Raw genomic sequence first — 12,100 nt, forward strand, 5'->3', positions numbered from 1 at the left:
TGAACCATGACCTACGATTCATCTTCCGTCCGCAAGCTCCGCGATGCGATGTTCGCCTTCAACATTGCGCATCCCGAACAAACCATCGAGACGCTCCGCGTTGGCATGGAGGCAATTCCACAGGCAAACCCGCCGGCGGCTGACCTGGCCGTGGAGCCGACCGAACTCGGTGGCGTGGCCGCGGTAGCGATCACGGCTCCCGGCGCATCCAAAGACCGTGTCATCTACCATTTCCACGGTGGTGGCTGGGTGGCTGGCTCTCCTGCCTCGCATCTGGGGATGCTCGGAGAGCTGTCTCGAGCGGCAAAGTCCCAGGTCATCGTTCTGGACCACGCCAAGGCACCAGAACACCCATTTCCGGCCTCCTACGACGAGTCCATCCGCGGCTACGAAGCACTGCGTGCACTTGGCAAGCCGTTCGCCGTGACAGGAGACTCCAGTGGCGGTGGCATGGTTCTCAACGTTCTTGCCTACGCGTCCTCGAAGGGCCACAAGGACGCGCGAGCAGCGCTGCTGATCAGCCCATGGGCAGACTTAACGCTGACGCTGCCCTCGTTGACGCAGTTGGCCGACCGCGACCCCATGGTCAACGCGAGTGCGATGCGGGAGATGGTCGAGGCTTACGCCGGCAACCACGATTTGAAGGATCCGCGCATCTCACCCGTGTTCGCCGACATGCACGGTTTTCCTCCACTGCTCATCCATGTCGGAAGCGACGAGGTACTTCTCGATGACGCGCTTGAAATTGACCGAAAGGTGCGCGCGGCCGGCGGCGAGTCGCACCTTGAGGTCTGGCCGGAGATGCTGCACGTCTGGCACATCCAGACAGGCTCTTTGCCTCAGGCCCACGACGCGCTGCAGAGAGCCGGCGAGTTTCTCGTCGGGCACCTCGAGAAGTAGCACGCGTGCCCTCAACCAAAACGTAGACACTAGATTGGAGATCGTAATGACTACTGACACCAACCCGCCGGGAACGGCATGGATGCAAATCGTCAAGAAGAAAGGAACGAGCGAGTTCGCGGCATCGTTCACCGCTGACGCCAGCCTTCAGACCTCACCCCTCAGCAAGGCCATGGTCGGCCCGACACTCATCGGGGCGTTCTTTGCCGCGACGAGCACGATGTACGAACACTTCGTGTTCACTGCGGAGACGGTCGACGGTGGGAAGACATACCTTGAGTGGGAGGCCATCCACGGTGGCAAGCCGATCGCCGGCGTCACCATACTCACTCGGAACGAGTCTGGCCTCATCAACAACATCAAGCTCTTCCAAAGCCCGTTTCCCGTCGTTCGTGAGTTCTCGTCTGGCCTCAAGGAGCGGCTCGCAGGAACACTTGGTCAGGACTTCTTTGGCTGAGGGGGGAAAACAGCCCAACTTCATTGCCTCAAGCAACCTCAACAACACGACCGAGGAAACACTCATGCCAATGTTTCACGCCCACATTCCGGCTCAAAAGTTCTCTAGCGAAGAGAAACGGGCTTTGGCGGATGCCTTGAATCTCGCTCTTCATGAAGCCATGGATACGCCCATGGATGACCGTTTCGTCATCATCAGTGAGCACAAGGACGATGAATTCTTCATCCATCCGACTTTTCCTAACCTGAAGAGATCCGACAAGGCCATCATCGTAACGGTGACGGCCGGTACGAGCAGGACGGTGGGGCAAAAACGCAAGCTCGCGGAGTTGGTCACCCGATACGCAGTAGAAAAGGTTGGCGTCGGCCAGGACGATATCAGTCTGATGATGTATGCCATTCCCTTGGAGAACATGAGCTTCGGCGGTGGAAAGCTGGTCTCCGACATCGACCTCTCTATGCCTTGGGTAAATAAGTAAGAAACACGAAGCTGCCCTGTTCCTTGGAAGCGGGGCACCGAAATTGACTTGAAACGGATGTCTCGTTCGTTTCTCCGGCGTGGGCCTCATCTGGCTTCGATCCGACACCATTCTCTGGACGGGTGTCGGAATGAATACAGCCGCCACTCCGGCCCTGGTGCCGGGGACGCGCACCGAGCCGGAGGCGTTGGAGCCTGCATTCCTTGCGCCCGCCCCAAAAGAAGTAAAGCTATGACCGACTGGCATTTCTACGAACCGGCGCAGGGGCATTCCCTGCGTCACGATCCGCTCAACGCCATCGTCGCTCCGCGACCGATCGGCTGGATCAGCACAGTCTCTAACGACGGCGTGCGCAACCTTGCGCCCTACAGCTTCTTCAACCTGTTCAGCTACAAGCCGCCGATCGTCGGCTTTTGCTCGCTTGGTGCGAAGGACTCGCTCGCCAATGCGCGTGACACCGGCGAGTTCGTATGGAATCTGGCGACGCGTGAACTCGCCGAGGCGATGAACGCCTCCGCGGCGATTGTGCCAGCACACGTCGACGAGTTCGAGTTGGCCAAGCTGGAGACGCTGCCTGCTGCCAGGGTGCGGCCATCGCGCGTTGCGGCTAGTCCGGTGCAGTTCGAGTGCGTGGTCACCCAGATCGTGCAGCTTGAGGCGCAGGACGGCGCGGCGCTCCCGGCGTGGCTGGTGTTGGGCGAAGCAGTAGCGATCCACATTGACCGGCAGCTGATCAAGGACGGCGTGTACCAGACTGCGCGGGCGCGCCCGATCCTGCGCGGCGGTGGGCCGGCCGACTACTTCGAAATCGGCGCGGGGCAGCTCTTCACGCTTGAGCGACCGGGTGATTGACTTGACGTCGAGCGAAATCGTGCAGGCAGCGATTCATCGCCGGCCGCTTGATGGCGTCCGGAAATTTTCCGCGGAACTCGGCCGCCGTCTGCAAGGCAAGGTCGATGCCAGTCACTTTTACGGCGTCGCCTGACATCTTTCTACAAGGAGAACTCCCATGTTTCACCGTACCGATATCGCATTCGAAGCCGAGGGCGGCGTCACGCTGCGCGGCTGGCTCTATGTGCCCACCAGCGGCACCGGTCCCCATCCCGCCATCACCATGGCACATGGCTATGCCGGCGTGAAGGAGCACGGCCTGGAGCGATTCGCCGAGAAATTCGCCTCCAACGGCTTTGTCGTCCTCCTGCACGATCACCGCAACTTCGGCGCTAGCGACGGCACGCCGCGACAGGATATCGACCCATGGCGTCAGATCGCCGATTGGCGGCGCGCGATCAGCTTCCTCGAACACCAGGACGTCGTCGACGCGAAGCGCATCGGCTTGTGGGGCACGAGCTATTCCGGCGGCCACGCGCTCGTGCTTGGCGCAACCGAACGCCGCTTGCGCGCGGTCGTCACGCAGGTGCCGACGATCAGCGGCTTCGAGCAAGGACTGCGCCGCATTCCGCCCGACGCCGTCGCCGCCATTGAGGAGGCCTTCTCGGCGGACGAACGCGCGCAGGCACGCGGCGAGCCGCCGCGCCGGCAGACGATTGTCAGCGCCGATCCGGCCGTCCCTGCTTCATACCGCGCCAAGGACGCCATCGAGTTCTATCTGCAGCCCGTGCCGGAGGGCGCCTGGGAGAACAGCGTCACGGTGCGCTCGACGCGCGCCGCGCGCATGTACGAACCGGGCGCGTGGATTGCGCGCGTGTCTCCCACGCCGCTGCTGATGATCGTCGCGCTGCAGGACACGATCACGCTGACCGATCTCGAGCTGGCCGCCTACGAGCGCGCCCTTGAGCCGAAGCGCCTCGTGACGATCCCCGGTGGTCACTTCGATCCGTACATCACCAGATTCGATCAATCCAGTGCCGCCGCGCTGGACTGGTTCAAGGAACACCTCGCATAACCGCAACTTACGACAACACAGGAGCCCGACATGTCTCATCTCACCCATGCCATCGAGCATGGCATTGCCACGATCATTCTCGACCGCTCGCCGCAAAACCGCATCGACGACCAGATGGTTGACGAGCTGGCCACGGCGCTCAACGCGATCGAACGCAGTGACGCGCGCGTCGTGCTGGTGCGTGCCGAAGGCGAAAACTTCAGCTTTGGCGGCGACATCATGCCCTGGCCCGACGACACCCCCCGCCAGTTGCGTGCGCGCTTCGAGGGTTACATGGACGTCTTCAATCGCTTCGAACGCCTGCCCTTGCCTGTCATCGCGGTGGTGCACGGCTTGTGCGCCGGCGGTGGTTTCGAGCTGGCGTTGCGCGCGGATGTCATCTTTGCCGCCGAAAGTGCAACGTTCTGCCATCCGGAACAGTCGCTTGCCTTGGTGACCCTGCTGGGCGGCATCTACCGCGTCGCCGAACGCGCAGGACGCGCACGCGCCATGGAATGGGCACTGACTTCCGAGCGCGTCCCCGCCGCAACGATGGAGCGCTTCGGCGTGATCAACCGCGTCGTCGCCGATGCCGAGCTGCTTGCAGAGGCGCATGCCTTCGCCGCGAAGTTCGTGCACGGCCCGACACGCGCCCACGCCGCGCACAAGGCCTTGCTGCGCACCTGGGCCAACGGCGGTGTCCAGGCGGCCGACGATGTGATGTTCAACGTTGCCATGCCCTTGTTCGAGACAGAAGACGCGAAGGACGGGCTTGCTTCGGCCATCAAGGCCCTGAAGGCCGGCACGCCGCGCCCGCTGCTCGAATTCAAGGGCCGTTGATCCGCCACGCAAGCCTTGCCAAGGAGCGGAACGTGCACGCCGTTCTGAACCACTCTAACGTACCCAAGCACCCATTTCCGGCGTCCTACGCCGAGCCCATCCGCGGCTACGAAGCAGTGCGTGCGCTTGGCAAGCCAGAACATTCGACCGTCACATAATCCGCGGGCGTGTTGATCTCTATCAGCTCGAGGTCGTCAGACTGGCGAATGACGTTGTGCGCCACGCCGGCGGGCTGACTGAGGCAGGAGCCGGCAACGACGGTCACCGGTTCCGGCATGCCGTCAAACCTGAATTCGACCCAGCCTTTCAGCACGTACACGAAGTGCGCCGTCATGTCGTGCCAATGCCAGCCGGTCTCCTTGCCGAACGGCTGGACAGCGCGGATGTGCTTGGCGCTGATGCGTCCCCCCGAAGCCTCCGCCATTCCGAGATCCCGGTACTCGACGTTGGCGCGGGGACCATCGCGATGAAAGCGGTTGTCCTCCAGAGTGGTGAGAACAAATTTGGATTTCGCCTGATCGAGCGGCAAGGGACCTTGGTATCGCGCAGTCTTGCTCATCGGATTTCCTTTCAGTTGATTGGTCAGCGAGTGCTGTCGAGATGCACGGCGCTGGCTTAGGTGCGATGGGCGGTGGGTCGGATCACACAGCGATCGGCGCCAGAGTCTGGAGCGCGCCCCCTTGCCGGGCCGAAGCGTAGGCCGCGTCCATGATCTGCATCATTGCCTCGGCGTCGCGCAATGACGCAATCGGCTTTGCACCTGTGCGAGATTCAGCAAGGACCCGCTTGACGAACAGGGGGTAGTAGGCGTCGGTGTCCAACTCGAGGCGCAGACTCCGTGTGCCAGCGGCAAGATTGCTTCGGTCGCGGAACTCGATCCGGTCGGGGCCCGATTTCGCGTACATGCGATCGGATGAAAGGGTGAACGAGAATTCGCGCTGCTCGTCCGGCGTGCTGGGGAAGCTGTATCCGGTCTCCACGAGTCCGATCACGCCATCTTCGGTTTGCATCGTCAGCAACGAATAGTCTTCAACCTCACCTCGGTGCGTCCGAGCGTTCATGGTCGCTGAGACGCGCGTGACTTCCTTGCCGGTCAGCAATCTGAAGAGGTCGATGAAGTGCGTCGCGACATTGATCGTGGATCCGCCACCGGAAAATGCGGGATCGAGCGCCCAGCCTGCGCCTGCGGCTTCGTAACGGCCAGGCGGACCAACGATGAACCGGAAGGACATGTAGTTGAAGTCCGAAGGGATGCGACCCTCGGCACCGTGGAGCGCACTGAGCAGGTCGCTCATGCGAAAGATGAGCGGTACCGCGCAATAAAGATCGGCTTCCTCGGTCAGTTTCCGCAGCCGGGTCACCTGTGACATGTTGACGCCGCAGGGCTTCTCCAGCGCAAATGGAATTCGCCGCGCGATCGCCGCCTCCGCGAGCGTTGGCATTTCGGAATGCCGACCGAACACAAACGCGAAATCGACTTCCTCGCGCTCGAGCAGCTCATAGGGCGACGAGTACAGCCTGCTTCCGAATCGCGTTGCGATCGCTTGCCCTTTCACTTGCTCCGAATCGGAAACGGCAACCACCTCGATCCCGGGCGCCTCGAGCGCATCGAGATAGAGCGGGACATGCCAATGGCTGGCTTCCAGCAAAGCAACTTTCATGCGTGTTCTCCTCTCGCGCAGCGAGCCGCACGGAATGCAGCGGCAACCCTGCAAAGCCTATTCATGACATCTTCCTTTCATTGAGATGGCCACAACTGCGTGGTTTCGGGCGCGTCTGGCAGTGACTTCCCGTCAGGTCGGTAATCGAATCCAAGAAAACGCAGGGCGTGCAATGCCTGTCCTTCATGCATGGGGCGTCCGCCTTGGGTGCGGCAACCGCGCGCATGGGCGGCGCGGCAAAGCGGCGTCGGCTCGGGCGCATTGACGATGTCTACGACGATGCTGCCGGGCTCCAGCCGCTCGGGATCCACGGGTATGGGATCGTTCGCGTTCATGCCGAGCGGCGTGGCATTGATGACGATCTCGAATCCGTCTGGATCGGGTGGGCCGGAATGTGTGCTGCAGCCGGTTGCGGCGGCGACGGAGGTGGCAAGTTCGTCGGCGCGGCGCTCGTCGACATCGAAAATGGTCAACGCCCGGGCTCCTGCGGAAGCGACTGCAAATGCGATAGCTCTGCCCGCACCTCCGGCGCCGACAAGAAGAACTGACTTGTTCGCCGGATGGTTCCCCTCCCACTGCATGCCGAGCACGCAACCGAGACCATCGAAGATGGCGCCGACCCAGCGCCCATCCTTATCGCAACGGATGACGTTGAGTGCGCCGACCTGGCGGGCAGTCGGATGCAGCTCGTCGACAAAAGCCAGCATCCGTTGCTTGTGAGGCATCGTGACCAGCACGCCGGAGAGATTGCCCAACGCTCGTGCGCCGGTGACGAACGCGGGCAGGTCATCGTCCTTGACCACAAACGGGACGCACACCGCGTCTGCGCGCTGTTCGGAAAAGAGCCTGTTCAATAATTCGGGCGACTTGGCTGTCGTCAGCGGATCGCCCACCAGCCCGTAGAGCCGGGTTGTTCCTGTGACATGCGGCATCATGCTTTGGCCAGCGCTTCGGTATAGCGGGTGCGCACCTCGAGCGCTACGGCTGCAGGCGCCAGATCACGCAGGATCATGCGCTGGAAGGCTTCGCCGCAGATCTGGTTGAAGGTCGACTGGATGATGGAGTAGTTCACCATGCGGCCGCGTTTTTCCACGAGCGCCTTCCAGCCCAGTTGGTCCTCGGCTTCCGGCGTCTTGAAGTACGGGTCCTTGTAGGCGCTGGCGCGCGCCACCACTTCGCCGCCCCGCGCGGCGATCGCCTGAGCGGCCGGGCTGGCCATGAACTTGACGAACTCCCATGCACCGCCCTGGCGCGGCGAATGGCGGTTGATGCACATCTGGAAACCGTACACCGCGTGCTTGTCGTCGGGCTCCACCGAAGGGGCCGGTGCCCAGGCCAGGTCGTCGGCCACGGCGGCCTTCAGGCCGCGGTAGCGGTACAGCCCGAAGGTGGCGGATGCCACCGTGCCCGCCCGCATCCCATCCTGGAGCTCGTTGTACGCGAACTGCAGGCTTACGGGTGTCGCCGCCTTTTTCTGGAACAGGTCCTTGACGATGGTGGCGGCCAGCAGCAGCCGCTTGTCGCTGAAGCCGATCTCGCGGCCGCTGGGTGCGAAGAACGGATCGCTGTTGCCCGCAACGATGGAGCTCACGATGAACTCCATGAACGCCTGCGCGCCGCCGATCCCGCCGCTCAGGCCGATAGGGACGCCGTAGGCCATCTGGTTCTGCCTGGTCAGCAACGGGCCGAGCGCGCTCACTTCCCCATACGTGCGCGGCGGCGTCGCAATCTTCGCCTCGTCGAACTTGCTCTTGCGGTAGACGAAGATCGGGATGCGATAGTCCTGCTGCAAGCCCCAGATCTTGCCGTTGACGCGCGTCTGGTCCATCCCGATCAGCCAGTCCGTGGTGTCCACCTTGTCGCGCGCGATCAGCTCGTCGATGGCCAGCACCGAGCCGGTGGCCACGAACTCCGGCATCTGGAAGTTGTTCACGCGGATCACGTCGGGGCTGTCCGACTTGGCGCGCGCCGCGCGCACGCCGTTTTGCCCGGCGGGGTCCACCACCACGCGCACCTTCACGCGCGGCTGGCTGGCCTCGAAAGCCGCGATCATCTGCGTCTGCGCCGCCGCACGCGGGTCTTTGGTATTGGCCGGGTCGAGAAAGGTGTCGTAGGCGATGGTCTCGGTGGTCTGCGCGAAGGCCCGGCCCGCGGGTGCGCCCAGCACCGCGGCCATGCCACCCAGGAAGACGCGCCGGCTCGTGCGGGGCGCGGATTTGTCTTCGTTCATGCTTGCTGGTTTCTGCTCGTTCATGTGGGTCTCCTGGTTTGAGTGCGCATGTTGGAAGTGCGCATGGGGTGGACTAGCCTTTGACGGCGCCGGCGGTCAGGCCGCTGATGAACCATCGCTGCGCGAGCACGAAGATGGCGACGATGGGAAGCGAGGACACCACGGCGTAGGCCATGACGTACGACCAGGTGATGCCGATGCTGTCGAACACCTGGTTGACCAGGGCCACCTGCAGCGTGCGGTGCGCGACCTCGGGCGCGAACGCGGCCACGGTGATGTAGTCGTTCCAGGTCGTGACCATGCCGATGACGGCACTTGCGGCGATGCCGGGCCGCACCAGCGGCAGGATGACCTTGGTGAAGGTTTGCCAGTGATTGGCGCCGTCCACCTGAGTGGCCTCGTCCAGCTCGCGCGGCACGGCGTCCACGAAGTTCTGCATGAACCAGACCGTCTGCGGCACCAGGCGCGCGGCCTGCACCACGATGATGACTGCAGCATTGTTCAGCAGCCCCAGCGCGTCCAGCAGGAAGTAGGTCGGCACCAGCAGCGCAACGCCGGGGATCATGGACGTGGACAGGATCAGCAGCATCACGGTGCGCTTGCCGCGGAACTCGAAGCGTGAAGCCGCGTAGCCGGCGGGCGCGGACAGCAGGACCGCCAGCGCGACCGCACCGACCGCGTACAGCACCGAGTTGAACAGGTCGGAGCCGAAGGTCTCGTTCCGGAACACCGCCTTGTACGCCGAGAGGCTGGGCTCGGTAGGGAGGAAGGTGGGCGGGTAGGCCATGACGCTGGCCTCGCTCTTGAGCGAGGTGAATACCGCCCAGGACAGCGGGATCAGCACGACCAGGACCAGGGCGGCCAGCACCGCCCAGGACAGCATTTTTTCGGAACGACGGATATGCATGATGTTCAGCCCGAGACGCGGCCGGTGAGCCGCGTGTAGAGGTAGCCAAGGAAGAGATTGACCGCGAGCACCACGACGGAGATGACCGACGAGGGCGACAGGTCCACCGAGCGGAAGGCGCTGGAGAACACTTCGAAGCTCCAGGTGGCGGTCGAGCCCAGCGGCCCGCCGCCGGTAAGCACCAGGATCAGCGTGATGAGCGTGAGATAGAGGATGCCCAGCGCCAGCGCGGTGCTGCCCAGCGTGGGCGCGATGTGCGGCCACACCGCGTGGCGCAGGCGCGCGCGCAGGCCGCCTCCGTCGATGTCGATCGCCTCGTACAGCTCCGCCGGGATGCTTTGCAGCGAGGCGCTCATCATCACCATCACGTAGGGGAAGGACCACCACGCGGTGACCAGGATGACGAGCACGAGCGCCAGCGAAGGATCGCCCAGCATCAGGCCGGGCTCCATGCCCAGGGACCGCATCAGGTAGCTCATGGGCCCGTACGAGGGATTGAGCAGCCACAGCCAGAAGCAGCCCACCACGCCCATGGACAGCGTCCAGGGCAGCAACAGCAGGGTGCGCACGTACGCAGCGCCGCGCGCAATGTTCTGCAGCGCAAGGGCGCTGGCCAGACCCAGAGGCAGCACCACGGCCAGCGCGCCGAACACGTACAGCAGGGAGTTGAGGCTGAGTTCGAGGAAGGCGGGAGAGGTGATCACCGAGACGTAGTTCGCCAGGCCCACGCCTTCCACCACTTCATAGAGGCGCGTGCGGTGGACGCTCAGCCACAGCACCACGGCCGTGGGATAGAGCGTGACGGCGAGCAGCACGGCGACGGCTGGCGCGAACCAGGTGAAGCGCGCCCAGAAGCCCGGGGGCCGGGGGTCCGCCCGCGCCACGGCCGCAGCCTCCGCGTAGGGAATGGCATTCATGAAAACGACCTCTCATAGAACATCGTTCCAATGTAGTTGCTTGACTGCAGGGCGCCATGCGGGATATCCCGCGGTGCTGGACCAAGTTCGGGTGCTACATTGGAACCCTGTTCTAAATACATGGAGATCTTCGTGGCCACTGGCGACATGATCGAGCGCGTGCTGGACATCCTCACGCTGCTGGCCGACTACCCCCAAGGGCTGCCGATCAGCGAGGTCGCGCGGCGACTGGACCTGCCCAAGAGCGCCGTGCACCGGCTGCTGTCCATCTTGGTGAGGCGCGGGCTCGCGGTGCAGGATGAGTACAGCCAGCGCTACCGCATGACCGTGAAGCTGGCCGCCATCGGCTTTCGCTTCCTCGCGGCCTCCGGCATCACGGAGATTTGCCAGCCCTCCCTGGACCGGCTCGCCGCGCGCACCGGCGAACTGGTGCGCCTGGCGTTGGTGGAAGACGATGCGCTGATCTGGATCGCCAAGGCCCAGGGCGCGCTCTCCGGTCTGCGTTACGACCCGGACATGGGACAACCGGTGGTGTTGCACGCCACGTCGACCGGCAAAGCCTGGCTGGCGACCCTGGACGACGCGCAGGCCGTGGCCCTGGTGAAGGCGCGCGGCTTCGTTGTGCCTTCGCGGTTCGGTCGACCGGTCGTGCGCGACGAGGCCAGCCTGCTTGCCGAACTTGCACTGACGCGCGAGCGCGGCTATGGCACGTCCATCGAGGAAGGGGAGCCAGGCACGTGCGCAGTGGGCTGCGCCATCGTGGATCCGCAAAGCCGCCGCGCCATCGGCACCGTCAGCGTGGCCGGCCCGGTGGCGCGACTGCCACCGGAGCGCATCGCCGCCATCGCGCCCGACGTGCAAGCCACCGCGGCGGAGATCGCCGACCTGTGGCCGAGCCGCAAGGTGATGGAAGCCATGATGGGGATCACGCCGCTGAAAGTCTCCAATGGCTGAAGGCCTTCCCCGCCGGAAGCTCGCCGGAGCCTTGTCCTGCGCGTGCGCCGCACCAGGCGCCGCTTTCATTCACAGGCGTCCATCTTGCGCGGCCGCACGGGCGGCTGCGCTGCGTTTCCGAAGGGTCGGCCAAGTCGCGCCCAGCTTGCGCGAAGCCGTGCCCACCCCATTCAAGGAGCAAGAACATGCTGGCAGGTGAAGGTGCAGTGGCTATCTGGAACGACATCGCCGAGGCCGGGCGCGCAGAGTTCTACGCTTGGCATCTGCACGAACACATGCCCGAGCGCGTCGGCATTCCCGGCTTCGTGCGGGGCCGTCGCTATCGCGCTGCCGATGCAGCGACGCAGCCGGAGTTCTTCACCCTGTATGAAACCGCGAGCTTCCAGGTCATCCAAGGCAGCGATTACCTGTCGCGCTTGAACGAGCCTACGGAGTGGACGCGTGCGACCACCGCCCATTTCCAGACGACCACGCGATCACTCACGCGCGTGGTGGCCAGCCATGGTGTGGGCTTGGGTGGCGCGATGCTGACCGTGCGCTTCGACATCGCGGACGACACGGTGCGCGACGCGGTCCCGCGTCTCAGTTCGGCGCTGGAAGCCGCTGCGCGGCTGCCGCGCGTCAGCGGTGCGCACCTGCTGGGCTCGGACGTCGGCATGTCGGGCCAGCGCACCGCCGAAAGCAAGGACCGCAAGGACCTGCAGGCCCCGGCTCGCTGGGTGCTGTTGCTGGAAGCCTGTGATCCCGGCGCCTTTGACGCGGCCCTTGCGCTGTTGCAACAGGCGACCGAACTGCGTGACGCGGCCGTGGGTCGCTATCTGCATGAATACACGAGGCTGAAAACCGCCTGGCAAGCGGGGTGAGGGATCAC

Annotated in this window: 15 protein-coding genes; 9 read left to right on the plus strand and 6 right to left on the minus strand. The window is 64.0% G+C overall.

Annotated features, from left to right (window positions below):
- Positions 1 to 6: 6 nt before the first annotated feature.
- From ACAM54_RS31170 to ACAM54_RS31200, 7 genes are all read left to right on the plus strand, one after another.
- On the plus strand, positions 7 to 900 hold the full coding sequence (locus ACAM54_RS31170; RefSeq protein ID WP_369651155.1) for an alpha/beta hydrolase: 894 nt from the start codon (positions 7 to 9) through the stop codon (positions 898 to 900).
- A gap of 46 nt (positions 901 to 946) precedes the next feature.
- The gene (locus tag ACAM54_RS31175) at positions 947 to 1,357 is read left to right on the plus strand and encodes a hypothetical protein (protein WP_369651154.1); all 411 of its coding nucleotides are present in this window, start codon (positions 947 to 949) and stop codon (positions 1,355 to 1,357) included.
- Between the two features lie 64 nt (positions 1,358 to 1,421).
- Complete coding sequence (locus ACAM54_RS31180; protein ID WP_369651153.1) at positions 1,422 to 1,835, plus strand: tautomerase family protein; 414 nt, start codon at positions 1,422 to 1,424, stop codon at positions 1,833 to 1,835.
- Between the two features lie 231 nt (positions 1,836 to 2,066).
- A complete protein-coding gene (locus ACAM54_RS31185; protein WP_145747197.1) occupies positions 2,067 to 2,687 on the plus strand; it encodes a flavin reductase family protein in 621 nt (206 codons plus the stop codon).
- A gap of 1 nt (position 2,688) precedes the next feature.
- Positions 2,689 to 2,820, plus strand: a complete 132-nt coding sequence (locus tag ACAM54_RS31190) for a hypothetical protein (protein ID WP_369651152.1) — start codon at positions 2,689 to 2,691, stop codon at positions 2,818 to 2,820.
- A 24-nt stretch (positions 2,821 to 2,844) separates the two neighbouring features.
- Entirely contained in the window at positions 2,845 to 3,741 is an 897-nt protein-coding gene (locus ACAM54_RS31195; protein WP_369651151.1) for an alpha/beta hydrolase, read from the plus strand.
- Between the two features lie 30 nt (positions 3,742 to 3,771).
- Positions 3,772 to 4,560 (plus strand): enoyl-CoA hydratase/isomerase family protein, encoded by a 789-nt coding sequence (locus ACAM54_RS31200; protein ID WP_369651150.1) that lies wholly within the window; start codon positions 3,772 to 3,774, stop codon positions 4,558 to 4,560.
- A 106-nt stretch (positions 4,561 to 4,666) separates the two neighbouring features.
- On the opposite strand, the gene ACAM54_RS31205 is transcribed toward ACAM54_RS31200, so the two are convergent.
- The 6 genes from ACAM54_RS31205 to ACAM54_RS31230 form a co-directional block, all read right to left on the minus strand.
- Positions 4,667 to 5,119, minus strand: a complete 453-nt coding sequence (locus ACAM54_RS31205) for a cupin domain-containing protein (protein WP_369651149.1) — start codon at positions 5,117 to 5,119, stop codon at positions 4,667 to 4,669.
- Positions 5,120 to 5,201: 82 nt separating this feature from the next.
- Positions 5,202 to 6,221, minus strand: a complete 1,020-nt coding sequence (locus ACAM54_RS31210; RefSeq protein ID WP_369651148.1) for a Gfo/Idh/MocA family protein — start codon at positions 6,219 to 6,221, stop codon at positions 5,202 to 5,204.
- Between the two features lie 77 nt (positions 6,222 to 6,298).
- Positions 6,299 to 7,156, minus strand: coding sequence for a shikimate dehydrogenase (locus tag ACAM54_RS31215; RefSeq protein ID WP_369651147.1), 858 nt, complete (start codon positions 7,154 to 7,156; stop codon positions 6,299 to 6,301).
- Positions 7,153 to 8,475: an ABC transporter substrate-binding protein gene (locus ACAM54_RS31220; protein WP_369651146.1), complete on the minus strand. Its 1,323-nt coding sequence runs from the start codon at positions 8,473 to 8,475 to the stop codon at positions 7,153 to 7,155. The genes ACAM54_RS31215 and ACAM54_RS31220 overlap by 4 nt, the downstream gene beginning before the upstream one ends.
- 49 nt (positions 8,476 to 8,524) lie before the next feature.
- Entirely contained in the window at positions 8,525 to 9,358 is an 834-nt protein-coding gene (locus ACAM54_RS31225) for a carbohydrate ABC transporter permease (RefSeq protein ID WP_369651145.1), read from the minus strand.
- A gap of 5 nt (positions 9,359 to 9,363) precedes the next feature.
- The gene (locus tag ACAM54_RS31230) at positions 9,364 to 10,275 is read right to left on the minus strand and encodes a carbohydrate ABC transporter permease (protein ID WP_369651144.1); all 912 of its coding nucleotides are present in this window, start codon (positions 10,273 to 10,275) and stop codon (positions 9,364 to 9,366) included.
- Between the two features lie 120 nt (positions 10,276 to 10,395).
- Between ACAM54_RS31230 and ACAM54_RS31235 the strand changes: the two genes are divergently transcribed.
- Together ACAM54_RS31235 and ACAM54_RS31240 are read left to right on the plus strand one after the other, a co-directional pair.
- Positions 10,396 to 11,229: an IclR family transcriptional regulator gene (locus ACAM54_RS31235; RefSeq protein WP_309930995.1), complete on the plus strand. Its 834-nt coding sequence runs from the start codon at positions 10,396 to 10,398 to the stop codon at positions 11,227 to 11,229.
- Between the two features lie 185 nt (positions 11,230 to 11,414).
- On the plus strand, positions 11,415 to 12,092 hold the full coding sequence (locus tag ACAM54_RS31240) for a hypothetical protein (protein ID WP_369651143.1): 678 nt from the start codon (positions 11,415 to 11,417) through the stop codon (positions 12,090 to 12,092).
- The last annotated feature ends 8 nt before the right edge of the window (positions 12,093 to 12,100 follow it).

The organism is Variovorax sp. V93, from assembly GCF_041154485.1.
Taxonomy (GTDB): domain Bacteria; phylum Pseudomonadota; class Gammaproteobacteria; order Burkholderiales; family Burkholderiaceae_C; genus Variovorax; species Variovorax beijingensis_A.